Genomic DNA, 24,415 nt, shown 5'->3' with positions numbered 1-24,415 from the left:
CAATCCCTCTTTGCGTAAGCGGACAGGCCGCTGTTTGGTACAGCAGACGGACGCTCCCCGTAGCCGGGCAGCGTCCGTCTGCGCAGCAGGAAAAAGAACGGTTATGGGTATATATCCGGGCGTGCATACAGTCCGGGTGGGAGCGACTAGACTAGTTCGTTTCTTTCCAGGCCTGATATTGGCTGCGGAACGCTTCCGGCCAACCGGACTCGTCCAAGCCGAATTGAGCCAGAATAGCGAGCGCCCAGCGCTCGATGCCGAAGCCGACACAGCCGGTGGTGGCGTTGCGTTTGCCCATTTTGATATCAAAGGCGGTGCCGAAGGCGGTGCTGTGGAAATTGACCGATCCGCAGGCAATCGATTTGTTCAGGTATGGAATCGTAAGCCGCAGCTCGTACTTCATTTCCTGGTTGCGCTGGAATGAAGCCTTCACCTGAAAATCGTTGGTGAAGAACGGGTCATTTGCATTTTCCATTGTGCAATCGATATCCCATTCTACAGCCAGCTGCTTCATCAATTCGACGGCCTTCAGACGGTTTTCCCGGACAAATTCCGGTTTGCCGACGAAGATGATTTCACGCATGGTGAAATCAAGCAGACGGCCGAAGTCGCCATGGTTTTTCGACTCGTAGCGGTGGCATTTGGCAACGGCGGTGGCCACCAGTCCGTCCCCCTCGATGGTTTCGCCCTGGAGACCCTCATAGCAGTGATAGCAGGTCGAAGGGTTCATCGCCAGCTTCGGCTTCGCCATGTTCACATTCAAATCCAGCGGCGCCTCCTGCTTCCAGCCCTGGCTCTGGCGAACGGATTCGGAGAAGGCTTCAATGACGTCCAAATCATCACGCAGGTGGGACAAGAAATGCAGGTGCTCCGGGAACGAGGTAAAATGGTTCGTTTTATCAAGCGTTGTCAAATGAATGACCGCCGGGTACGTTTCTTCCTTCGCTCCGAACGGCTTGGCGACCTTTTCGACAAAGCTGTAGTCCAGGAAACGCATCAGAGAAGAGAGCGGCTCCCGGAAAATAAACAGCCCCGGATCGAGCACCTTCATCGACTTGCTCTCCACCAGCTCATTCATAATGTTGCCGCTGTAAGGCTTACTGCCTTGATGCTCAAACAGAATATGCTCCTTAAAGCCGAAGTCTCCGTGAGAGAAGCGCTCGATCAGCTTTTGGACGCGAACCTCAATCCAGCCGCTGCCCCGCGGGTCATTGTGCGTCAGAAGAAGCGTATCCTCCTCCAGACGAATGTCCTCAATATACTCGCTGGTGAAGGCTGCAGCGTATTTCAATTGGCCGTGCTGCGCCGGGTCGAGCGGTGCTAAGGAGATGATACATTGGTTCATGGGAGGCTACCCCGCTTTCTTCTTTTCAATGAATTCGGCAATTTCACGCACGGTGTTCAGCGGGTAGAGCATCAAATCCTGATTCGTTACCTGCAGGCCGTAGGTTTTCTCGATGTGGGCAATCAGGGCTGTTGCGCCGATAGAATCGATAAAGCCGTAATCAAACAAGTGTACGTCGACACCGAAATCCTCGTCATCGCTTTCGATTTCATAACGCAGGCGGATGTGCTGCTCAAGCTCGTCGATAATAACTGACATGGGTGTTCCTCCTCGGTGGTAATAGGTAAGAGTAGCTCAAGGGGCCGGGTGCACGTTAACGGTCACTGGCTCGCCAAAGTGTGTTACGGTATAGGTCAGCGCTTCCGGCGCGCGATCATTGCCGGCCGGGGCGGAGCTGATGACCAAATCGGGCCCTTCAATGCTCAGCGGCACAGGACTGTACAGCTTGATTTGCTGCATCCCGCCGTCGGCAAGCTTCATAGTCCAGCGGCTGCCCGTCTTGCTGATCTCCACAGGGACATTGGCCCGTACAAGATGCAGCGGCTCGCGGTCCCACCCGATGCGGACGGTAGCGGAGGCTTGCTGTCCGAGACCGGCATACAGGCGGCTGCCCTTGCGGACAAAGATGTCGCTGTCTGTTACGAGCGGTTGATTGGCGTAGGCTTCTCCGGCTTCAATCATGATGCCCAGCGATTGTGCATAGCCTGCGGCCTGAGCCGGGATGTGGCTGCGGTCCGCCCGTATGGAGAGCGTCAGATGCTTCCCGTTTCCAAGCAGATTCCGGAGGGAATCCGCAGCCAGATGAAGCCAGCTTCGCTGCGGCTGAATATCCGCGGTCAATGCCGCCAGCATGGAGCGCGCCATTTGAGGCTCACTCATAAAGTTATACTCCTCTTTGGTGCGCATGTCATCCAAATAAGTGACGAATTGTTTTAATTCCAGCAGCTTTTGCGGTGTTTGGTATTCAATATGTTCAAAATAGGTCAGCGGCATGTCCAAAGCGGCATAAGATTTGTACACGTGCTCGGTGTTGAACACCGGGTCCTGCCGCAGGCGGATTGCCGGCGCCATAAGCAGCATAGGCTTCTCCTTGGCCGCGTCCACCGATTGGCTCGGATCCTGCATCAGAAAAGGCGAGCTCCACATGTATTCCCAGCCAAGCTGCGGGTCGGTAGCAACGTAAGAGGGACGGAAGCCGAAGTTAAACCATAGCCCGCTGTCCCGTTCATTACGCAGCGTTTGCAGCCTGCCTGGATTGTTGATGCGCCAAGTGTGCTGGTTCGTTCCCGCATTGCCCCAAGGCAGCCCAAGCTGCTCGAAGGCTTGCTTATGCAGCTCAATCTCCTGCTTTTCCTGCTCATCGCTGACAAAATGATGGAAGTATAAATGCGGGTACAGCTCCAGATTATTTTTTTTCGTATAGGCAATAAAATCGTCCAGCTGCTTCCGGTAAGCAAACGCGGGATCGTTCACCGGAACCGGCGGACCGAATTCCAGCTGGCCCACCAGCAGGTCGTCTATACCATCCTGATTCCAATCGTACCATAACGGGGCGGAAAAGTGTCCCCCGACCAGCGCATGATTGCCGGCGGCATTCAATGTCTGGCCTTGAAGCGGGCCTTGAGCAGTCCAAGTACCGTCCCCCTGCTGAATATAGATGAGCAAATCACCCTCTTCGTTGCCGATCACAAGGTCCGGTTTTCCGTCTCCGTTCATGTCATGTACGCTTGGCGCTGCATAAGCGGCAGGGATTTGCACCAGCTCCTTGCTCCGTGCAGCCGAGAACCCTGCAGCATGCGAAGCGCCGACTGCAGGCCGGATGCCCGGAAACAAGGTGACGCGGCCATCCTTGTCGCCAACGACAAGATCCGGGACTCCGTCGCCATCCACATCGCCAATCGCAGGCGCCGCGTAAGAAGCGGCACGCAGGGGCTGGCCGGTATCTGCGGCGAGGAGCGGAGCAGGCGCAGAGAACACGAGCGGTGCCTGCTGGTGCGAGAATAGCAGTTCCCCGCCTGCGCCGCCGAGGATGAAGTCCGGCTTGCCATCGCCATTGAGATCGGTAACGGCAACTGTTGTGAATCCTCCGGCACCTGCCAATAGCGGGTTTCCGTTTTTGTCCTTCAGCTCTGCGGGTGCGGCGAAGGCATCTGTTAGCGGATCGCTTTTGCTGCGGGAGCTGAAGAGCGTATCGTTCAGGGCGGTATACAGATGGCCGTCTCCGCTTCCGAGCAGCAGATCCGGTGCGCCGTCCCTGTTCAAATCGGCTACGGCCGGATAAGCCCGGTACGGCTGCTCAATTTGCTGGCTTAAGGAGCGATCGCCGGGAAATTGCGCCAATACCAACGCCTTTCCTTCCGCCTGCATTCTCTGTCCGCTGGAATAGTAGGAATCGGTACGTTCTCCCGCAAATACAGGATTTGCCGCACTGCCCTGATTCAGGTGAAGGCTGAGCGATTCATGCCATTTGCCCCAATCGTATGTGGCCCGCACCAGTGTAAAGGAAGGCAGTTGATTATATTGCTTGAGCAGCTCGGCCCAGGCGATGCCCTCGCCATGGACAATGGCGGGCGTCGCCTCGAAGTGGTTCTGGTAGGCCATGGCCGGACGGCCGTTAGGGCCCAGCACTTTTTTGACGGCATAGCCGTAGTTTTCTTTTGCGGCATAGGCCGCAATTTCATTGCGGTACTGCCAGGCGGCCGAAGAGGCGGAAAAGTTGAAATAAGGCTCGACTGGAACGGAATAACGATCGAAGTAGGCTGTGCCGGGCTTTGGCTTCTTCTCGTTCTTCTCCGCCTGCAGGTTGGCAAAGCCTTGACCGGGGTCCATTCCACTGGTCATATCAAAGCCCGTGATGAAGTAGCGGCCGGGCAGTAACGCGCTGCCGGTCAGCACGGAGCCTTCCCCGAGGCGGTGCCGGGTCATGACAGCAACTCCATCCACATTGACCAGCGATTCCGTGCCCGCCGCCGGAACAAGGCCCAGCCCCCAGTGAAAGCCCGGCATAAGCCCTTCATTGCTTTGCTTCTCGAACTGCTGAAGGTCAGAAAGAAATTGCTTGGCAACCAGCTGCATCCCCGACAGATTGGGGGATGTTTGCGGGTAGTCGATGACGGCCTTGCTAATTGCTCCGGTCATCGTTCCGGCCTGCTCGGTGCCGGGAATGTCCTGAAGACTTGCCGCGCCAAGCAGATCCAGCGGCAGGTCCTGGAGCAGCGCATGCTCCACGAACAGATGACCACCCTGCTCGACGTAACGGCGCAAACCCGGTATGGCCTCCGCCAGCATGCCGGAGCCATGCAGCGAAGGGTCCAGAATGAGGATATCCTGCTTCGCAAGCTGGCTTGAAGTCAGCTTGTCCAAGCTCCGGGTGTCTGTCTCCAGGCCCGCTACAAGCGATTGGCGGAAATGCTGGAGCATGGCCTCATCCCGCTGGTCCCCGTTTGTAGCCACCAGCAGGCGCAGCTTGACATCCTGGCGCCCGAGCCATAACAGTACAGCCGCCAATCCGCCAAGCAGCAGAAAGACGGCTAGGGCGATGCGAATTTTGCGGTGTGCCACTGGTATCCCTCGTTGTTTTTATATTGGAACTGCACAATAAAATAAGTACGTTAACCTACGTGACATTATAGCATTTCTGGCGGGCGATGTTAACTTGGCGGTCGCCCTGCGGGCTGACCGGACCGGGACTAGGCGGCTTGCTGAGGAGGAAGTCGGGATTCCGGTGCAGCTTCACGGGTACAGGTGGTACAATAGAAGAAATGCTTGCTGCCGGTCATCTCTGGGGAAGACAACATTTCTGAGAAAGTACAGCCGGATATTAACAAGGCGGTGCTGCGGGCAGGGCAAAACGGGAGAGGTGTTCTGGGATGGTCACGGGTTCTACAGTAGTTTGCATCGGGGAACTGTTGATTGATTTTGTACCGGAGGAAAATGGATTGCCGCTTGCCGAGGTTCCGCTATTTCGCAAGGCTGCGGGCGGAGCACCGGCGAATGTCGCTGCGGCGGTAGCGAAGCTGGGAGGAGCCTCCCGGTTTATCGGCAAAATCGGGGCCGACCCGTTCGGGCAGTTTTTGCGGGAGACGCTGGTTTCAGCCAAGGTGGACCCGGCGTTAGTGGAGACCGGGGAAGCCCGTACGGGGCTGGCGTTTGTGTCCCTGCGTGCCGATGGTGAACGTGACTTCTTGTTTTACCGCCAGCCTGCGGCGGATATGCTGCTGCACAGCAGCGAGCTGCAGGACGCGTGGTTTGCCGATGCCGCGATTTTGCATTTTGGCGGGGTGTCGCTCATCCATGAACCGTGCCGAAGCGCAACGCTGGCCGCCGCTGAGCGGGCCCGCCGTCTCGGCGCTCTCGTCTCGTACGATCCCAACGTGCGGATGACGCTGTGGGGGGATGATACGGAACGGGCCCGGTGTGAAATGCTGGCTCCCATGGCGCACGCCGATGTGGTCAAGGTCAGTGAGGAAGAAATTCATTTTCTGACCGGAACAGAGGATTTGCTGCAAGGCGCACATCAACTGCTGGAGCAGGGCCCGCAGGTTATCGTGGCGACTCTTGGCGCGGAGGGAAGCCGTTTTATTACGTCTCTCGCCGATATTGCCGTTCCCGCCCCTCGTGTGAATGCGATCGATACGACGGGAGCAGGCGACGGCTTTGTCGGCGGGCTGCTGTATCAGCTTACACAATGGGCGATTGCGCCTGTTCAAATCGGCCGTGCCTTGGCGGATGAAGGCTTTGTCCGCGAGATCGGGCGCTTCGCTTCCGCCGTTGGCGCTTTGACCACGACGCGCCGCGGGGCGATACCGGCATTGCCGACACGCGAGGAAGTGGAGCGGGCGCTTGACTGATGCGTCTTGGCTGATATAAGCTCCCCGGAAAAAAGAATTGCAGCTTCCTTTGATCTGAGCGTCGTCACGCCGCCTGAGAACGGATTCCCCGGGCGGTATCCGCCTAGAGCCCAGGATCAGGCGGATGCTTTCCGGCGCGAACCATGGTACACTAAAAGGATAATTAGTAGTAAGGAAGTGTACCGATGCGAAATATACGCAGAGAAGATATAGAGCTGCTTGCTCCGGCCGGGGACTGGGAATGCTTGCGTGCGGCTGTGGCGAACGGAGCGGATGCAGTTTTTTTTGGCGTGGAGAAGTTTAATGCCCGGGCCCGCGCTCACAATTTCCATACCGATGAGCTGCCGGAGATGATGTCCTTCCTCCATTACTATGGGGTCAAGGGCTTTTTGACGTTTAATATTTTGGTATTCGAAAATGAATTGGACGACGCCAAGCGCCTGATTGAGGCCTGTATTGAGGCCGGCGTGGATGCTGTCATCGTGCAGGATTTGGGTCTGGTGAAGCTGATTCGAGACATTTCGCCGGATTTCCCGATTCACGGCTCGACCCAGATGACCATTACGTCGCCGGAGGCGGTAGAGTTTACGAAGCCGTTCGACATAGAGCGTGTCGTGCTGGGACGGGAGAACAACCTGAAGCAAATCCGCCAAATCGGGGAGCAGGCCCGCCTGCCGATGGAAGTATTCGTGCATGGCGCGCTGTGCGTCTCGTATTCGGGCCAGTGCCTGACCTCCGAGATGTGGGGCGGACGCTCGGCCAACCGGGGAGAGTGCGCTCAGGCGTGCCGTCTGCCGTACGACCTGATGATCGATGGGGTTCAGAAGCCGATGGGCGATGTGGCCTACTTGTTGTCCCCGAAGGATTTGGCTGCGCTGGAGCTGGTGCCCGAGCTAATCGAAGCGGGCGTCACATCGTTCAAAATCGAAGGGCGACTCAAAAGCCCGGAATATGTCGCCAACGTCGTGAGCAAATACCGGCAGGCGATTGACCGTTATTTCGACGGACAAGACGCGCAGCCGACCAAAGAGGAGCTTCGTGAGCTCCAGCAAAGCTTCTCGCGCGGCTTTACGTACGGCTTCCTTAAAGGAACGAACAATAAACAGCTGGTGGAAGGAACGTTCCCCAAAAGCCGCGGCGTGTACCTGGGACGGGTGAAGCAGGTAACCCCGGCGGGGGCTTTATGCGAGCTGGAGGCCCCGCTCAAGCGGGGTGACGGGATTGTATTCGATGCCGGCGACCCGACGAAGAAGGAAGAGGGCGGACGCGTGTACGACCTGCGCCGCCGCGGCCAAAAGGTAGAGGGCGAAGTGGAAGGCGGCCTGATCGAAATCGTGCCGGGCCGCAATGACGTCGACTTGAAGCGGGTTCATGTCGGGGATCGGATTTGGAAAACAAGCGACCCGCATCTGGACAAGCGGCTGCGGCAAACGTTTGAAACCGAGAAGCCGTACCGGGTGTTCCCGGTCGGCGTGAAGGTGCGGGGACGACTCGGGGAGCCGCTTCACAGCGAGTGGACGGACCTGACAACAGGTAACAAGGTGGCGGTTTCCTCCGGGCTGGCGCTGGCTCAAGCGGAGAAGCGGCCGATGGACCGGGCTTTGTTCGAGGAGCAGCTGGGACGGCTGGGCGGAACGATTTTTGCCCTTGCGGAGCTGGACGTTGACTTGGAAGGGCAGCTCATCGTACCGATGCGGGAGCTGAACCAAATGCGGCGTGAAGCAGTGGAGCAGCTGGAGGCGAAGCGCCGGGAGCCTCGGCAGTACGTTCACCGCAAAGTAGACGTATATGCTGACACTGAGAACAGGCAAGCCCGGGTTTCTGTGGATATCTCCGGCTTACCGGGGACGGATATTGCTTCCGGATCTTCGTCTGCGACAGGAGCTTTCCCGGCGGCGAAGCCGAAGCTGACTGCGCTTTGCCGGACGATGGAGCAGGTGGATGCCGCGCTGCAAACCGATGTCGAGCTGATTTATGCCGATTTTGAATTTATTAAGCAGTTTTCCGCCGCTGTGGAGGCCGTTCATGCCGCCGGGCGCCAAATTGCCCTCGTAACGCCGCGCATTCATATGCCTGGGGAAACGGGCTATTTTAACAATATTCTGAAGCTGAAGCCGGATGCCGTGCTGATTCGAAATACCGGGGCGATGTACTACTTCATGAAATATCGGGCCACGCACCCGGATGAGCAGCATCCCGTGCTTATCGGGGATTTCTCCCTGAATGCGGCGAATCACAAAACAGTGGATCTGTTCCATGAGGCCGGTTGTGCGCGGGTCACCCCGTCATACGATTTGAACATTCAGCAGATGATGGATTTGCTGGACAAAAGCGACACATCTGTGCTGGAGGTTGTCATTCACCAGCATTTGCCGATGTTCCATACAGAGCATTGCGTCTACTGCACCTTCCTGAGCGAAGGCACCGACTTTACCAACTGCGGACGTCCATGCGAGGAACACCGGGTGTCGCTGCAGGACCGGATAGGCATGTCCCATCCCGTGCGGGTAGATGAGGGCTGCCGGAATACCGTGTACAACGCGATCGAACAATCCGGTGCAGAATACTTGACCCATTTCCAGGAGAAAGGCGTAAAGAGCTTCCGCGTCGAATTTCTGGAGGAGTCCGGGGACAAGGTGCGAGAGGTCATTGATTTATACAGCCGTGCGCTCCGCGGCGAAGTGAGCGGCACCTATGTATGGCGTTCTCTGAAAGCAACCAACCAGCTCGGTGTTACGCGCGGACAGCTGGTGAAGTAAGAACGGAATCTTTACGAAAAACACGTGTCAGGCGGGCAGAAATGCGTCGCTGCGGCACGTGTTTTTCTACTATATTGTCGGAACGGGAAGTATGAATCGTCTGTGCATGGAGCGTTGTGGACAATATGTGGATAGATTGTAGATAACCTGTTGATAAAAAGGGACAGCTGTTACAGACGCGGTGCTGGACGACTAGCGGGCTTCCGGCCGGGCTCAGCGGTTTATTTCGATTTCGGATATTTTACGACCGGCCATTTCTCCTTTCTCAGCGCATCCATCAGTTCAGGGCCGACATGCAGCGTGTCCGCAACCAATTCATGCGGGGTCAGAGCCATCCACTGGTTCAGTGAAATATCCTCGAACCGGTCGCTTTTGAACATTTCCAGAAACCATAATGTGGTGTCACCGGTATTCTGAATATAATGCCCATAGCCAAAAGGCACATAACCTACGTCTCCCGCCCTGTAATCGAAGGTGCGCGCAGTTCCGCTGGCGGCGAAGGCGGTCATCCGCCCCTGGCCGGATAAATAATACTGCCATTCATCATTGTTCGGATGCCAGTGAAGCTCCCTCATGGCGCCTGGCTCGATCTCGACCAAAGCGGCCGCAATAGCTGTCGAAGCCGGAAAGTTGGTGGAGTCGACAATACGCACGGTTCCTCCCGGTGTACGGATCGGCTCCTGGGCCAGCAGCTTATGGGTCAGGCTGAGCGGGACCGTTCCGTAAGGATCGGGCACCTGCACTTCCGCAAGCGGCTTTGGCACTTGCCCTTGGAATATGTACCGTTGTCCGGAGGGAATATGATCGAAGCTGTTTTCCGGTACACCGAAGTTGGCCGCCAGCACGTCCTTCGGCGTATGGGCGAACCAGTCCGTTATCGAGAACGTATCGATGTCCGAGAAGCTGCCGTCATCGAAGACAAGCAGGAACTCGCAGCCCTCCTCCAGCCCTTGAATGGAATGAGGGATGCCCGGCGGGAAATACCACAAATCGCCAACGCCGATATCCGCGGCAAAATTACGCCCATTCTGGTCCACCGCTGTAACCCGCGCCCGGCCTGTAATCATAAAGGCCCACTCCGCTTGTGTGTGCCAATGCAGCTCCCGCACGCCTCCGGGCGTCAGCCGCATATTCACGCCCGACAGCGTCGTAGCGATCGGCAGCTCTCGGACAGTAATCTCTCTTGACCAGCCTCCGTGATTCAACTGCATGTGCGTGTCCGAAAATGAAAATCTGAGGTTAGGCACCGTACCGGCATCGGTTACCGGCGGGACGAGCAGATTCGGATTTTGCAAATCCAGCATCACGTTGCGCGGGCCGGGATCGGTGGCTCCTGCGCCGTCAGGCCGGATGGGCTGAGGGATGTCGATTTTGATGAAGCGGTCGGATGAAGGCTTGGATGGGTTCTCCATGCAGCACACTCCTCTTTACTTCCGCATCGCTGGGGAAGGTCGTTGTTCTAGCCTATGCGGGCGGGAGTTGTCTACAGTCCGTATTTTGCTGTCCTGCCGGTACGATCCTGCAGGTGTGTCAGGCCGTCAACAAGGTCAACAGGAAAGGGGAGGAAGCGGCAGCATAATCCAAATATGATGTAGGTTAAACCGTCTAATGACTATCCGCGGATATCGGCAATCAGCTTCTCCAGCTCATGCTCCTGCCCCTCGTAAATATGCAGCGCCTCCAGCACCGCCTGTGTAAAGTCGACGAAGGCTCTGCCCTTTGCTGTCAGGATATGCCCGTCCCGGACGACTCGCTGCTCAACATAGTTATGGCGGGGGAACGGATCGGCCACACCAAGCTGAACAATGCGCTCAACGGCACAAGAAGTAGTGAAGAGGCGATTGTCCAGTACGCCGGCCCGCCCGAGAAACTGGGGTCCGTTGCAGATGGCGGCGATGATCCTTTGCTCCCGGTCGAATTTCTGGATGAAGGCGGTCAGCTCCGGACGCTGGGTACCGATAGGACCGCCGGGAATAAGAAGGGCCTCCATGTCCGTCCAGGCCATCGCTTGCGCAAGCGTCGCTTGGGGCGCATACCAGATGCCGGATTCGCTTTCAACGGGATTCAAATCGTAGCTGACAGGGACGACCTCTTTTTTGCCGACCTGCTTGATTTTGTGGAAGGCCAGTGTAATCTCGAAATCAGCCATTTGGTCATAGATGAAGCAAATGATTTTTCCCATACCTTTCTCCCTTTCGTCTCTTGATCCGCCCTGCATATTTTTTCCCGCGCTAGCAGTTTTGGCCGTTACGACACAGCGTTCGGCCTATGCCTACACGCATTCATCGGTCTGCAATGAGTATAACATTCTCTCCAGTACGATCACTATTCGCCAATGGCAGTCATTCCGAGATGGAATCCTTCCCGTTGTTCACGAAATAGACACAAATTTTTAAGTTCATTTTCAGATTCGTTTAAGGTTGCTTTATTGTTCGGTGGCTATAGTAGGAAGGCAAAAACGGAATTCGATTATTTCCAAATTAAAGGAGGGGGCTTTGTGCTTGAAGTCCAGCAAGTCAGCAAGCTGTATGAGAACAGCCGTGGCGTACGAGGGATTGATTTCTTTATGAATCGCGGCGAAATCGTCGGTTTTCTAGGTCCGAACGGAGCCGGGAAAACAACCACAATGCGCATGATTACCGGCTATCTCAACCCGACCCAAGGAACGATTAAGGTAGATGGCATCAGTATGGCGGACAATCCGCACAAAGCCCGGCGCAAAATCGGATACTTGCCGGAAACGCCGCCGCTTTATCCGGAGCTGTCGGTGCTGGCATATTTGCGCTTTGTGGCTGATTTGCGGGATGTGCCCGCCCGGCAGCAGAAGGGGCGTATTGAAGAGGTCATTGCCAAGCTGGGGCTTGGCGGACGGGAGCGTCAAATTATCCGCAGCTTGTCCAAGGGCTACAAGCAGCGGCTCGGTCTGGCCCAGGCCATTATTCATAAGCCGGATTTGCTTATTCTCGATGAACCGACATCGGGGCTGGACCCGAAGCAAATTATTGAGATTCGCCAGTTAATCCGTGAGCTGGGAGAAGCTCATACGGTGCTGCTGTCTACGCATATTTTGCCGGAGGTTAATGCGATATGTAACCGGGTTCTTATCATTAATCAGGGCCAAATTGTGCTTGATGACCGCCCGGACCATATTGCCCAGTCGATGAGCGAAACGTTTGAGGTTAGTCTGGAGGTGAAGGGAGCCCGCCGTGCTGTCATACAAGCGCTTACAAGCTTGCCCGAGGTGGCAGAGGTGCAAGAGCTTGAGGAGGTGCAGCCGGAGCCTCTGGTGAATGGTGAGCTCTCACTAGCTTCGACCAGTACGTCCATTCTCAACAGCAGCTTATCGGCAGGAGAGGAACAGCAAGGAATTTCTGTTTCGGATAGCAAAGATCCCGAGCTGTCCCTCCAGGAGGAGCATACGCCGCAGCCGGATACAGCGGCGACGACCGGGTCCGTCCGTTTACGGGTGATGGGTAAAGATCGTACCGACGTGAGGGAAGCGATTTTCTTCGCTTTGGCGGCCAAGGGCTTGCCGATACTGGAGATGAAGCGCGAGAGCCTCAGCCTGGAGGAGGTTTTCCTGAAGCTGACAACCGATGAGACCATTACAGGCGCAGAGGCCGGGGAGAGCGCAGACGCTTTACCGGAGAAACAGCAGGATGCCCAGGCGTCCGAGCGGCAGGAGGTGAATGACCGTGCGTAGAATGTGGGCGATTTGCTCAAAAGAGCTGCAGCTTTATTTTTACTCGCCTGTGGTGTATGTGGCCTTTGCTTTTTATTTTCTGATTTCAGGGTACATGTTCAGTCTTGATTTCCTTACCTATCAGGTGGTGGATATTCGTCCGCTGTTCAGCAATTTATTGGTTGTGTTTTTATTTGTTATCCCCCTGCTGACGATGCGGCTCGTTGCGGATGAGCTTCGTCAAGGCACCGATGAGCTGCTGCTGACGTCTCCGGCCAAAATCACTGAAATTATCGCCGGAAAATATGCGGCGGCGGTTATTGTGATGCTTGCGCTAATCGCGGGAACCCTGGTTTACCCGTGGATTATGTCCGCGTACGGAGACCTGGATCAACCGGTGCTTTGGCTCTCGTATTTGGGCATGGCACTGCTGGGCGCGGCGATGATGGCTGTGGGCTTGTTTGCTTCCACGCTGTCCTCGCACCAGATGGTGTCCGGCATAGCCGGGTTTGCGATGCTCCTATTGCTGTGGATGATTGAATGGCTGGGCCAGAGCATGTACGGGAAGCTGAAGGATTACCTGGGCCAATTCTCGATTATTGGACGCATGCAGAATTTCAACAAAGGCCTGCTGGATTTGTCCGATGTTTTGTTCTATGTGCTGTTTATTCTCGTTTTTCTGGTGCTGAGCATTCAAGTGCTGGAACGCAAACGCTGGAGATAGGGGGGACTAAGGGTGAAACGAAGTAAAGCATGGGGCGCCTGGCTGCGAGGGACGAACGCGGTTGTTCTTGGACTGGCGGTCATCGGGATTTTTATTCTCGCGACGCTGTTTCTCCATTCGGTGAAGGGCATTCAGTGGGATTTCACGACCAACAAGAAATATACGCTTTCAGAGCAAACCCTGTCCGCGTTGAAGGCGATCGATAAGGACGTATCCGTCAAAATATTTACGGGCGGCAACGCAGACAGCTATGCGTCCCGGCAGGTAACCGATTTGGCCAAGGAATACGCCAAGCAAAGCGGCAATATTACCTATGACGAAATTGACATGGTCAAGCAGCCGGCGATAGCTAAAGAATATGAGGTCGATCCGTATGGCATGGTGGTGGTGGAAAGCGGCCAGACCCGGAAATCGATTTACTTCAATGATATGTTTCAGGCCGGCCAGACAGGCACGTATCAATTTAGCGGGGAAGAGAAATTGACGCAGGCGCTGAGCGGGCTTTTCTCTACGGAGAAGTATCCGGTATACGTCTTGTCCGGCCACGGCGAAGCCACTATTGGAGCGCTTAGCACCTTGCGTGCCGGGCTGGAAGGGGACAATTACGAGGTTAAAGAGCTGAACCTCTACAAGGAGGGCAAAGTCCCTGAAGATGCCCGCATGCTGCTGCTCCTCGGCCCGCAGAATGACTTGAGTGACAGCGAGCTTGGAATGATTCGCGAATACTTGAAGGGAAGCGGCAAGCTGTACGTTTCACTTGGATATGCCAAGGATATGAGCAGCTGGAAAAATATCGACGCGCTGCTGTCCGACTATGGGGTTCAGAATCAGAAGGCGGTCGTGATTGAGCCGAAGCGGACGGTTTTTAATGACCCGCTGACTATTGTGCCGGAATATGGCCTGCACGAAATTGTGAATAAGCTGGACCAGAACAACTATGTGTCAGTCATGACCTTGGCAACAAGCCTGACTGTGCAGCCGAAGGAGGACTGGAAGCAGAAGCAGTTGCTTCATTCTTCTACGAACGCATACGGAGAAACCGATCTCGCACTTCTGGTGCAGGGCAAGTCGGCCAAGGACGACAAGGATATCTCGGCGCCGCTTCATTTGGGATACGCGATAGAGAGTGGGGACGGCCAGCCCAAAGCGGTAGTGATGGGGGCAACCTCATTCCTGACCGATGCTCTGATTCGGGAGCAAGGAAACCGGGATTTAGCCATGAACAGCATCGGCTGGCTGATGGAGCAGCAAAATTCCATTACGATCCGGCCTCGGGAAGAAGCCCAGATGCAGCAGGCGTTTATTTACCCGGCGGAGGGCAATCTGATTTTTTATGGCTGCGTGATTGTATTCCCGTTCCTGTTCCTCATTACAGGCGGCGTCATTTGGTGGAGGAGGAGAAAAGGATGAAGCGGTACGTACCGACGCTGCTGCTCGTTATTGTGTGTGTCGCGGGTTTCTGGTACGCCTCCGGGCATTCGTTTTTCAAAAAAGAGGATGAAAATGCGCCGCAAGCCTACAATACGCTGCAAAAAGACGCCATTACCGCTATCAGCATTCATACCGGCATGGGCGACGTGGAGCTGGAGAGGCAGGGCGAGGCTTGGCAGATGGTTAAGCCTCAGGCGGTTCCGCTGAACCGTTACGGGGTAGACGACTGGCTGGACAGCTTCACCGGTCTGATGCACAAGGGCATTGTGGACAGCGAGCCTGCGGATTTGGAGCCTTTTGGCCTCAAGGAGCCGCCCCGGATCTTTACCGTAAAGACGGCTGACGGGAGCACCCGGACACTGCGGGTGGGAACTGTTTTGCCGGTGCCGGATTATTTGTATGCCAAATGGCAGGATCGTGACGAGGTAGTGAAGCTTAGTACGTCGGCCATCGATCCGCTGACACGTACGGCGCTCGATTTTATGGATACAACGGTTTTCCAATTTTCGGATAGCGATGTAGTGAAGCTGGAGGTGGAATATAAGGGGAGCATGTACTCCTTGCAGAACAAGGCTGACTCTGCAGACGGTGTGAAATGGCAGGTTGGAGAGACGGAATGGAAGCCGGAGGATGCAGGGACGCTGTTCGGCAAGCTGCATGCAATCGCAACCCAGGAATTGGTGAAGCCGGCGGGCGAAGTGGCGCTGAGCAAGCCGGATTTGAAGGTGACCATTCAGATGAAAGAGAAATCCACGGTGTACGTCGGCCAGGTGAACGAAGGTAAGCTGTGGGTGGCTCAGGAGCAGGGGCCGTGGGCCTTTTCTCTGCCGGTGGCAACGGCCGATGAAATCGTCAAGCTGTTCCAGCAGGCGCCTGCAGCGGCAGGCTGATGCCACAGCTCAAGAAACAATAACTATAGCGGCAATGACTCGTCCGGGGCCCCCTTCCCCGGATTTTTTGCTGTATTCCTGCACGTTGTGCTGCTGAAAAGGAATTAGACAGTGTATACCAGGGCTGGTTTAGTACTCCAGGTTAAAAGCTTTTACGCGGCGACATCTTTTGTTGAAATGATGTCATGACTTTTCGGGCATAGTATGGAACATATTGGGCAAGCTATGGAGGAAATTCAAGGAAAGGGGGTGCAATGTCAATGTACGCATCTTCCGGAAGCGGTGTAACCACGAAGGAACTGGCTTATTTGTCTGACAGCATGAAGAATGAGGAGCTGCTGACCAAGCTTTGCGTTCAAGGCGCGGTGGAGGCTCAAAATCCGCAGCTTCAGTCGGTGCTGGCCCAACTGGCTCAGCAGCGCCAGCACAATTACGAGCAATTGTTCCAAGCTCTTCAGCAAAAAGCAGGGTTCATGCATTAACAGGCCTGAATAATTTTACCGGAGGTGTACTATGTATCAGCAATATCCCGCGAATTCAACGTGGGGACAGCGTGCCGGTCAAGGGACCGTAAAAATGAGCGATCAGGATTTGGCGTATTTTGTACTGACTGAATTGAAACGGACGGCCCGGGAATATACGACAGCTTGCACGGAAGCGGTTTGCAATAACCTGCGCCAGATGTATCAACATTTGCTGCAAAGCACACTGCAGCAGCAGGCACAGCTGTTCGACGCCATGCAGCAGCAAAATCAGTATGCGAAGCCGTCTAACGCGCCTGCACAAGAAATCCAGAGCGAGCTGCAGAACCATGCCCAGGCCGGACAAAAGCTGCAAGCCTTTGTACAGCAATATTTGGGCTTCCAGCAGCAGGCGCAGTTTAGCCAGCAGGCCGGTGCGGCACAACCGTTCCAGAGCGCCGGAGCTTCACAGCAAGCCCAATTTACCCCGGTTCAGGCTTATGCGGCTTCTCCGACTCAGAGCCAGGCTTATGGGCTTCAGCAGTCTTATGGCGGCGGCTCTGGCTATGGTTCCGGCCAAAGCTATGGCGGAAGCGAATATGCTCCGTCCGGCGGTCAGGTCAGCAGCGCAACAGGCAGCTCGTACGGGATGACCTACGGAGGTTCGGCCTCTTCTCATCAAACCGGAGCGGCCTCTGCAAGCCACAACTCGACCGGGTCCCGCCAGTGGTCGGCAGGCCATACCGGGAGCTCGTCCGATACGCAAGCCAAAAGCGCCGGGGGAGGCGCCTCAGACAGTGCGAATCAGCCGTCTTCCTCCTCCAGCAGCAAGCATGAAGCAAGCAAATATATGATGTAAACAAACAAAACACCCCTTCGGTATTCGCGGCGCTGCGGCGGAACCCGGAGGGGTGTTTTGTTTTCTTTGTTTTCTTGTATGACGAACATAGGACAGGCGCCATGGTCATCCCCGCCTGTGACCGACAGGCCATCATCGTTTTACCGGCCGCGTGCTTCCGGCCTCCAATACGTATTGGAGCCGTTGCTTTTGATTCGGGCGCGGGAGGGCACTTGCCCGGATACGATAAGCAAGTTCAGCATATCCACCGAGGAGGCGAGGGCATTGAGCAGGACGGCCAGCTTAAGCAGCGGTGTAAAAATCCCCAAGGCTCCAAACAGCAAGGGCAGCACAAGGGAGATCACGATGTAAGGGGCCACGGTGATGACGATGTATCTGGACTTTGATAATTCCTGCTCCGTATAGACGAAGCCGCCGGCATAAGTAAGCCCGATTAGGGTTGTTGTGGATGAAATAAAATGGGGGATGAAAAGCAGATGCAGGCTTTCATGAATAAGGAGCAGCAGTATCAGCGCCAGAATGTAATCAAGCCGAATCGTCATCGAGAACGATTGGGCTTCGAAGCCAAACATTGACCAGGAAATATCCGAAGTTAAGGCTATCAGGCCGAACGTAACGAACCCGCCTAGCAGCATAAGCGGCACAGAGCAAAGCAGCGCCATTGCCATCGTCCGGGGCTCCTTCAGCAATACCCAGCCTTCATTTAGCAAGTCCAGATGCTTTTGCTGGTTTACAGCAGGAAGCCTGGTAACGATTTTCAATATAATTCCTCCTAAGCGCATCCACCCTTATATCATATCAAAGCTGCGTTGGGATTTAAAAAAAGAGGCTCGGGTATGAGCAGCATTAGCCATGAATGTAACGCCGTCCAGTAGATGACTACGTCATGCGAGGAACTGCTTAAAGACGAAATAGTCCTGTACATGAGGGTCAAATTTCAATCGAAGCCTCTGCGCCAGAGAGCGTGGATCGGGGCTTCGATTACCGGAAGGAGTGTAATCCGATCCAGTGCAATGTTACGCTTCGTCCTGCAGCCGCACGCACAGTCAGGCTGCATGTGGTCGACCGACCGCCGTCCTGGAGCGAAGCGCTGCACACCGGGAGCTGAGTGCGGCTAAATAAGACTTCTGACAGCCTATTTTTTCTATGCCGGTTGAAGGCGCTTTTGCGCAGGTTTACTTTGCCTTACCAGTTCCCGAATGATAAAATATAGGGGTAAACGACACTAGAACATACATTCGGCGCGCGGATGTTTTCCGCCCGGACGATCAGTTCATTTTTGCGCACGGAAGGACGTTTTTTGACCATGTTGGATATTCGAGAATGGAAGCATGTATTCAAGCTGGATCCGGAGCGAAGCATTAGTGATGAAGCGCTGGAGCGGGTATGCTGCTCTGGAACCCATGCCGTCATGGTCGGCGGCTCCACAGGCGTAACTTTTGAGAACACAGTGGATTTATTATCGCGCATCCGGCGGTTCAGCGTGCCGTGTGTGCTGGAAATCTCTCATGCGGAAGCGATTGTGCCGGGCTTTGACTATTACTTTATTCCGATGGTGCTTAACAGCCGTGATCCGCAGTGGATTGTCGGACAGCACCGTGAAGCGCTGCGAGATTATGGCGCGCTTATTGATTGGAGCCAGGTTGTCCCTCAAGGCTATGTCGTCCTTAATGAAGATTCGGCTGTAGGCCGGCTTACCGGCGCTGAGGCACCGCTCGATGTGAAAGATATGCTGGCTTATGCCCGTCTTGCGGACAAGCTGCTCCGGCTGCCGATTGTATATATGGAGTACAGCGGCCGGTTTGGCGATATGGAGTGGGTGCGCCGCACAAGAGATGTGCTGCAAGCCTCGCAGCTTGTGTATGGCGGCGGTATCGACGGCTTGGAGAAAGCACGGCAGGCGGCTGCAAATGCAGATACCATCGTGGTCGGGAATACGATTTATACCGATTTGGAGCGGGCCTTGGAAACCGTGCAGGTGCTTGAGGACGTATGACAATCTTTCCCGTCCGCTTTGTCCAAGCGCCTTGATGGGCATTAGCTTGGATCGCCAGCAGGAGACCGGTCAGCCCTGGCGCCGTCATTTCCACCTGCATCCAATTCTTGAGCATGCTGTGCCGTTGGGCGCCATCATGCGACATATTCACGCCAGAGCTTCATCCGCTACGGGGACGAGACGTCAGGAATACTATTTTTGAGCCATTATCCGCCGCAGAGCCTGTAATCAATCAGGGACGTAAACAGGGTATGTCCCATCGCCGCCTGTTCCGGGTGCTCCCGTAACCCGCACCCGGATTATTCGCGTGCGAAGGCAGGCTGCTTTTTCAAGCGGCAGACAAGGAGAGTTAATGCAGTGATGTTTAATGAATCTGTTGTAGACATTCATGCGGCCATACAGAAGTTGAATCCCGAGCAGAAGCGGGCAGCCGAGACGCTGGACGGCCCGCTGCTTATTATGGCGGGGGCGGGCAGCGGCAAAACCCGGGTGCTGACACACCGGGTCGCTTATTTGATTGCTACCCGCAAGGCGGCACCTTGGAATATTCTTGCAATTACGTTTACGAACAAAGCGGCCAGAGAAATGCAGGAGCGTGTTGAGAAGCTGGTTGGACCCTCGGGCCGCGATATCTGGGTTTCGACCTTTCACTCCATGTGCGTGCGGATTTTGCGCCGCGACATTGAGCGTATCGGGTATACCAGCAATTTTTCGATTCTGGATTCCACTGATCAGCTGTCCGTTATACGGACCTGCATGAAAGAGCTGAATATCGATACGAAGAAGTTTGAGCCTAAGGCGGTTCAAGCTTCTATAAGCGGCGCAAAGAATGAGCTGGTTACGCCGCAGCGTTTCGAGGAGAAAATCGGCGACTATTTTCAAGGCATTGTTGCGAAGGTTTATAAGGACTACCAGAAGAAGCTGAAAACGAACAATTCCTTAGACTTTGACGATCTGATTATGAAGACGATCGAGCTGTTTAAAGAAGTGCCGGAGGTTCTGGAGCGATATCAGAATCAGTTCCGCTATATTCATGTCGATGAGTATCAGGATACGAACCGGGCGCAATATATGCTATGCCGTATGCTGGCTGACAGCCACCACAACATTTGTGTGGTCGGGGACAGCGACCAGTCTATTTACCGCTGGCGCGGCGCGGACATTAGTAACATTTTGAACTTCGAGCAGGATTACCCGGAAGCTGTGACCATTTTGCTGGAGCAGAATTACCGGTCGACCTCGAATATATTGAATGCGGCCAATGCAGTTATTGCCAACAATACAGGCCGCAAACCGAAGAAGCTCTGGACTGACAAGGGCGACGGCAAGAAGCTTCAGCTGTACCAAGCGGGCTCGGAGCATGACGAGGGCTACTTCATCGCCGGCTCGATCAGCTCCGGCCGCAAAGCGGGCCGCAATTACAGCGATCATGCGATTTTGTACCGAACCAATGCCCAATCCCGGGTTATTGAGGAAATTTTGATCAAATCCGATATTCCATATCAAATCGTCGGGGGCATCAAGTTCTACGACCGCAAAGAAATTAAGGATATTCTTGCTTACCTTCGTCTGATATCCAATCCGAACGACGATATCAGCTTCTCGCGAATTGTCAATGTGCCGAAGCGGGGTATCGGGGACACAACAGTCGATCGGCTGCAGGAGCTGGCGGGGCAGCAAGGGCTGTCTATGTTTGCGCTGCTGGAACAATTGGAAACACTGGACTTAACGAATCGGGCCAAAAAACCACTGGACGAATTTTACAATATTATCCGCAGCTTATATGCTATGGTGGAATATTTGTCGGTCACAGAGCTCACGGAAAAAATGCTCGAACTGACAGGCTACCGTGACGAATTAATACGGGAAAACACGCTTGAATCGAAGGCCCGGCTGGAAAATATCGAAGAGTTCCTTTCAGTGACGCTCGACTTCGAGAAGCGGAATGAAGATCGTTCGCTGGTTGCATTTTTAACTGATTTGGCGTTAATTGCCGATATTGATTCTATGAACAAGGACCCTGAGGAGGACGGAGATGCCGTCGTACTAATGACGATGCACAGTGCCAAGGGCTTGGAGTTCCCGATCGTATTTATTATCGGTCTGGAGGAAGGCGTGTTTCCTCACAGCCGGGCGTTTACGGACAACGAGGAGCTGGAGGAGGAACGTCGGCTGGCCTATGTGGGAATTACCCGGGCAGAAGAGGAGCTGTTTCTGACCTGCGCTTCCATGCGAACCTTGTTTGGTAAGACCACGAGCAACCTGCCGTCACGCTTCCTGAAGGAATTGCCGGAACAGCTTCTGGAAATTGCCGGGTCCTCCGGGCGCTTTGGGGGCGGCACAGTATATGGCGGCTCAGGCACCCGAAGTACGTATGGCAGCAGCGCGGGGTATGGCTCTGGAACTCCGGGTGGAGGAAGGGTTTACGGCTCCTCGTCCGGAAGCAGCTCCGGTGTATTCGGTGCCCGCACCGGGTCGGCTTCGGGTGCTTCTGTGCCAAGTGCGACTAGATCAGCATCAGCGGCTCCGGCAGGAGGCCCTGTTCCAGTGTATGTGACCGGTGACAAGGTATCCCATGGCAAATGGGGCATCGGTACGGTTGTGGCTGTGAAGGGCAGCGGTGACGATACCGAGCTTCAGATCGCTTTTCCGGCGCCTGTGGGCGTCAAGCGGCTTTTGGCCAAATTTGCCCCTATTACCAAGCAATCCTGACATCGGCGGTTTCAGGGAAAGCTTCATGCGAAACCAGCTTTTCTGAAACAATTTAAGTGAGCGTAATTTGTAAATGGGATGATCCTGATTACGGAAAGGCAAGGTGGTTTTCTGGTGTCCAGCCAAACCGATAAAGTGGAACAAATGCGCGGTCTTATCGAGGAAATCGACAAGTACAATTATCACTATTACACGCTTGACGAGCCGCTGCTAAGCGATCAGGAGTATGATGCGCTGTATGATCGTCTTGTGCTGCTGGAGCGCGAAAGCGGCGTAACTCTGCCGCATTCTCCGACCCGCCGGGTAGGCGGGGAGCTGCTGAAGGGCTTTGAGGAGCATCGCCACCGGGCGCGTCTGTGGAGTCTGGACAAGGCGCAAAATCAGGAGGACCTGATGGCATGGCATACCCGCGTGCAGAAGCTGGTGCAGGACTACAACGACAAGCATCCGGAGGACCCGCTGCCGAAGCCTTCCTTTGTCATGGAGCTGAAATTCGACGGCTTGTCGCTCAACCTTACTTACGAGAACGGTCAGCTTGTACAGGCGGCTACTCGGGGGAACGGTGTGGTCGGCGAGGGGATTTTGGCGCAGGTCCGTACGATCAAGTCGATTCCGCTGCAGATTCCTTATCGGGAGGGCCTGATTGAGATTCAAGGGGAGGCCTTTATGTATTTGTCCTTTTTGGAGGAATACAACCGTACAGCGGCCGAACCGTTAAAAAATGCCCGTAATGCGGCCGCGGGAGCCCTCCGCAACCTCAATCCGCAGGTGACAGCGGAACGGAAGCTGGACGCCTTTTTCTATAACATCGGGTTTTCGGATGATTTGGAGTTCACTACCCATCAAGAGATGGTCTCATTCCTGCGTGAAAACCGTCTGAAGACGAATCCGTATATCCGCTTCTACGATACGATTGAAGAAGTGGCGGCAGAGCTGTCCAATTTGACTGTGCTGCGGCCGACATTGGACTACTTAATTGATGGCGGTGTGGTCAAGGTTACCGACATGCGTACTCGCGAGGCGCTCGGCTATACCGAGAAATTCCCGCGCTGGGCCGTCGCCTTCAAGTTTGAAGCGGAGGAAGCGGTCACGATTCTGGAAGCGGTGTCCTGGGAGGTTGGCCGTACAGGAAAGCTTACCCCGGTCGCGGCGGTGGAGGCCGTAGATATCGCAGGTGTCACGGTCCAGAAGTGTACTTTGAACAACTGGGGGGACATCGAACGGAAAAATCTCCGGTTCGCCCTCGGCACCGAAGTGTTCATTCGCCGATCTAACGATGTCATTCCGGAGATTTTGGGCAAGGTGACGGAGCAAAAGGACGGCGGGGAGATTCAGCTACCGGAGACATGCCCTGCTTGCGGCGCGGCCGTGGAGCAGCGCGGCGCGCATATATTCTGCGTTAACCGCACGACGTGTCCGCCGCAGCTGATTAGCCGGATTACACACTTTGCTTCCCGGGACGCTATGGATATTGAAACGTTCAGCATTGCAACGGCAGAGCAGCTGTATCAGGAGCTTGAGGTCCGGGATCCGGCTGATTTGTACGACTTGAAGCTGGAGCAGCTGACCAAGCTGGAGCGCTTTGGAGAGCGCAAGGCGCAAAATTTGCTGGCGGCATTGGAAAAAAGTAAAACCCGGGACTTCGCCTCGTTCTTATTTGCTCTGGGAATTCCGAATACCGGCAAAACAACAACCAAAGTGCTTGCCGAGCACTTCCGCAGCCTGGATGCGCTGATGGGCGCTACAGAAGAGCAGCTGATCGAGCTGCCGGACATTGGCGGTATCGTAGCGGACAGCATTGTATCTTTTTTCCGGGATCCGGCTATGATCCATAGCTTGGAGCGGATGCTTGCCGCTGGTGTTTCGCCGCGTATTGAGGAGAAACCGACCGTTGTGAACGCGGACAATATTTTTAACGGAAAAACTGTAGTGCTTACGGGCACGCTGATGACGATGAGCCGTGATGAAGCTGCGCGCAAGCTGGAGCAACTGGGAGCCAAGGTGACCGGCAGCGTATCCAAAAAAACCGATTTTGTGATTGCGGGGGAAAGCGCGGGCAGCAAGCTGACCAAAGCCCGGGATCTAGGGATTACAGTTATTGAAGATGAAGCGGAGCTGCAGCGCTTGCTTGGCGATGGTTGAGATGCTTCATGCTGGAGCAGCTATAAGAGGCTGAATCCGCAGCGGGCGAACGGTACCTAGTTTATGAGGACTCCCGGTTTTACGTCTCGAATTCGCCGGTCACATGTCAGACAAGACGGTGCTAAGAGGTACAGGGCAAGGCCGGTTCCGGAAACGGAGCTGGCTTTTGTGCTTTTAAGGGGCTAGCCGTAGGAATAATAGATGCTTTCGGTTAATTTGATGAGTTAAGGGCGGAATTGTAATAGCAGAGGCTCAAATATAATGACATAACATTCGCGGCGTTTGGTGGCATGAGATTGAAGCATTTTCGTTCGAAATATTTAGAAAAATAGAACTTTAATGATTTAGTTGCATTCATAAGACAAACCTGATAATATAACTTCTTGTCACGGTACACGTGATGAACGAAGCAAAAACGAAACAAACAAGTTCCTTGAAAACTGAACAAAGAACGGACGAACATAGGTTTTAAACATTGAGCTAATTCAGCTTAACAATAAGCCCTGTGAAGGGCACTTTATTGGAGAGTTTGATCCTGGCTCAGGACGAACGCTGGCGGCGTGC

17 protein-coding genes are annotated in these 24,415 nt (G+C 54.8%); 11 read left to right on the top strand and 6 right to left on the bottom strand.

Translation table 11 applies throughout. The features are described from left to right. Positions 1 to 151 precede the first annotated feature (151 nt). Genes WBG83_RS07920 through WBG83_RS07910 form a run of 3 tightly spaced genes read right to left on the bottom strand, consistent with a single transcriptional unit; the run spans position 152 to position 4,906 of the window. Positions 152 to 1,345, bottom strand: a complete 1,194-nt coding sequence (locus tag WBG83_RS07920; RefSeq protein WP_336744234.1) for a hypothetical protein — start codon at positions 1,343 to 1,345, stop codon at positions 152 to 154. 6 nt (positions 1,346 to 1,351) lie between these two features. Further along, entirely contained in the window at positions 1,352 to 1,603 is a 252-nt protein-coding gene (locus tag WBG83_RS07915) for an acyl carrier protein (RefSeq protein ID WP_336744232.1), read from the bottom strand. 36 nt (positions 1,604 to 1,639) lie between these two features. Beyond that, positions 1,640 to 4,906, bottom strand: coding sequence for an FG-GAP repeat domain-containing protein (locus WBG83_RS07910; RefSeq protein ID WP_336744230.1), 3,267 nt, complete (start codon positions 4,904 to 4,906; stop codon positions 1,640 to 1,642). Between the two features lie 308 nt (positions 4,907 to 5,214). Between WBG83_RS07910 and WBG83_RS07905 the strand changes: the two genes are divergently transcribed. Together WBG83_RS07905 and WBG83_RS07900 are read left to right on the top strand one after the other, a co-directional pair. Beyond that, positions 5,215 to 6,195 (top strand): PfkB family carbohydrate kinase, encoded by a 981-nt coding sequence (locus WBG83_RS07905; protein WP_336744228.1) that lies wholly within the window; start codon positions 5,215 to 5,217, stop codon positions 6,193 to 6,195. Between the two features lie 185 nt (positions 6,196 to 6,380). Further along, positions 6,381 to 8,954 carry a U32 family peptidase gene (locus WBG83_RS07900; RefSeq protein ID WP_336744227.1) on the top strand — a complete coding sequence of 858 codons (2,574 nt, stop codon included), beginning with the start codon at positions 6,381 to 6,383 and terminating at the stop codon, positions 8,952 to 8,954. 221 nt (positions 8,955 to 9,175) lie between these two features. Here WBG83_RS07900 and WBG83_RS07895 read toward each other — a convergent pair whose 3' ends face one another. Together WBG83_RS07895 and WBG83_RS07890 are read right to left on the bottom strand one after the other, a co-directional pair. Further along, on the bottom strand, positions 9,176 to 10,366 hold the full coding sequence (locus WBG83_RS07895) for an oxalate decarboxylase family bicupin (protein ID WP_336744225.1): 1,191 nt from the start codon (positions 10,364 to 10,366) through the stop codon (positions 9,176 to 9,178). A 200-nt stretch (positions 10,367 to 10,566) separates the two neighbouring features. Continuing rightward, complete coding sequence (locus WBG83_RS07890; RefSeq protein ID WP_336744224.1) at positions 10,567 to 11,136, bottom strand: DJ-1/PfpI family protein; 570 nt, start codon at positions 11,134 to 11,136, stop codon at positions 10,567 to 10,569. Between the two features lie 315 nt (positions 11,137 to 11,451). On the opposite strand from WBG83_RS07890, the gene WBG83_RS07885 reads away from it, so the two are divergent. The 6 genes from WBG83_RS07885 (at position 11,452) to WBG83_RS07860 (ending at position 17,001) form a co-directional block, all read left to right on the top strand. Further along, on the top strand, positions 11,452 to 12,657 hold the full coding sequence (locus WBG83_RS07885) for an ABC transporter ATP-binding protein (protein ID WP_336744222.1): 1,206 nt from the start codon (positions 11,452 to 11,454) through the stop codon (positions 12,655 to 12,657). Beyond that, positions 12,650 to 13,360 carry an ABC-2 transporter permease gene (locus tag WBG83_RS07880; protein WP_336744220.1) on the top strand — a complete coding sequence of 237 codons (711 nt, stop codon included), beginning with the start codon at positions 12,650 to 12,652 and terminating at the stop codon, positions 13,358 to 13,360. Before WBG83_RS07885 ends, WBG83_RS07880 begins: the two co-directional genes overlap by 8 nt. Positions 13,361 to 13,372: 12 nt before the next feature. Continuing rightward, on the top strand, positions 13,373 to 14,770 hold the full coding sequence (locus WBG83_RS07875; protein WP_336744218.1) for a GldG family protein: 1,398 nt from the start codon (positions 13,373 to 13,375) through the stop codon (positions 14,768 to 14,770). Further along, positions 14,767 to 15,681: a DUF4340 domain-containing protein gene (locus WBG83_RS07870; protein WP_336744217.1), complete on the top strand. Its 915-nt coding sequence runs from the start codon at positions 14,767 to 14,769 to the stop codon at positions 15,679 to 15,681. The genes WBG83_RS07875 and WBG83_RS07870 overlap by 4 nt, the downstream gene beginning before the upstream one ends. Before the next feature lie 260 nt (positions 15,682 to 15,941). Continuing rightward, positions 15,942 to 16,163: a spore coat protein gene (locus WBG83_RS07865; protein ID WP_336744215.1), complete on the top strand. Its 222-nt coding sequence runs from the start codon at positions 15,942 to 15,944 to the stop codon at positions 16,161 to 16,163. Positions 16,164 to 16,194: 31 nt separating this feature from the next. Continuing rightward, a complete protein-coding gene (locus WBG83_RS07860) occupies positions 16,195 to 17,001 on the top strand; it encodes a spore coat protein (RefSeq protein ID WP_336744213.1) in 807 nt (268 codons plus the stop codon). Positions 17,002 to 17,141: 140 nt separating this feature from the next. On the opposite strand, the gene WBG83_RS07855 is transcribed toward WBG83_RS07860, so the two are convergent. Continuing rightward, positions 17,142 to 17,762 (bottom strand): DUF3267 domain-containing protein, encoded by a 621-nt coding sequence (locus WBG83_RS07855; RefSeq protein ID WP_336744212.1) that lies wholly within the window; start codon positions 17,760 to 17,762, stop codon positions 17,142 to 17,144. 545 nt (positions 17,763 to 18,307) lie between these two features. Between WBG83_RS07855 and WBG83_RS07850 the strand changes: the two genes are divergently transcribed. The 3 genes from WBG83_RS07850 (at position 18,308) to ligA (ending at position 23,851) form a co-directional block, all read left to right on the top strand. Further along, a complete protein-coding gene (locus WBG83_RS07850; RefSeq protein WP_336744468.1) occupies positions 18,308 to 18,997 on the top strand; it encodes a heptaprenylglyceryl phosphate synthase in 690 nt (229 codons plus the stop codon). Positions 18,998 to 19,357: 360 nt separating this feature from the next. Continuing rightward, positions 19,358 to 21,709: a DNA helicase PcrA gene (gene pcrA / locus WBG83_RS07845; RefSeq protein ID WP_336744466.1), complete on the top strand. Its 2,352-nt coding sequence runs from the start codon at positions 19,358 to 19,360 to the stop codon at positions 21,707 to 21,709. 144 nt (positions 21,710 to 21,853) lie between these two features. Beyond that, positions 21,854 to 23,851: an NAD-dependent DNA ligase LigA gene (gene ligA / locus WBG83_RS07840; RefSeq protein WP_336744464.1), complete on the top strand. Its 1,998-nt coding sequence runs from the start codon at positions 21,854 to 21,856 to the stop codon at positions 23,849 to 23,851. Positions 23,852 to 24,415: the final 564 nt, after the last annotated feature.

This window comes from Paenibacillus sp. y28, from assembly GCF_037137075.1.
Taxonomy (GTDB): domain Bacteria; phylum Bacillota; class Bacilli; order Paenibacillales; family NBRC-103111; genus JBBBNV01.
The sequence above is the reverse complement of the archived record's forward strand: the minus strand, read 5'-3'. Positions and strand labels throughout refer to the sequence as shown.

Excerpts from the sequence above, each read along its gene's own strand:
- WBG83_RS07920 (WP_336744234.1), bottom strand. The coding sequence starts at position 1,345 with ATGAACCAATGTATCATCTCCTTAGCACCGCTCGACCCGGCGCAGCAC.
- WBG83_RS07915 (WP_336744232.1), bottom strand. The coding sequence starts at position 1,603 with ATGTCAGTTATTATCGACGAGCTTGAGCAGCACATCCGCCTGCGTTAT.
- WBG83_RS07905 (WP_336744228.1), top strand. The coding sequence starts at position 5,215 with ATGGTCACGGGTTCTACAGTAGTTTGCATCGGGGAACTGTTGATTGAT.
- WBG83_RS07900 (WP_336744227.1), top strand. The coding sequence starts at position 6,381 with ATGCGAAATATACGCAGAGAAGATATAGAGCTGCTTGCTCCGGCCGGG.
- WBG83_RS07895 (WP_336744225.1), bottom strand. The coding sequence starts at position 10,366 with ATGGAGAACCCATCCAAGCCTTCATCCGACCGCTTCATCAAAATCGAC.
- WBG83_RS07890 (WP_336744224.1), bottom strand. The coding sequence starts at position 11,136 with ATGGGAAAAATCATTTGCTTCATCTATGACCAAATGGCTGATTTCGAG.
- WBG83_RS07870 (WP_336744217.1), top strand. The coding sequence starts at position 14,767 with ATGAAGCGGTACGTACCGACGCTGCTGCTCGTTATTGTGTGTGTCGCG.
- WBG83_RS07865 (WP_336744215.1), top strand. The coding sequence starts at position 15,942 with ATGTACGCATCTTCCGGAAGCGGTGTAACCACGAAGGAACTGGCTTAT.
- WBG83_RS07860 (WP_336744213.1), top strand. The coding sequence starts at position 16,195 with ATGTATCAGCAATATCCCGCGAATTCAACGTGGGGACAGCGTGCCGGT.
- WBG83_RS07850 (WP_336744468.1), top strand. The coding sequence starts at position 18,308 with ATGTTGGATATTCGAGAATGGAAGCATGTATTCAAGCTGGATCCGGAG.
- pcrA (WP_336744466.1), top strand. The coding sequence starts at position 19,358 with ATGTTTAATGAATCTGTTGTAGACATTCATGCGGCCATACAGAAGTTG.
- ligA (WP_336744464.1), top strand. The coding sequence starts at position 21,854 with ATGCGCGGTCTTATCGAGGAAATCGACAAGTACAATTATCACTATTAC.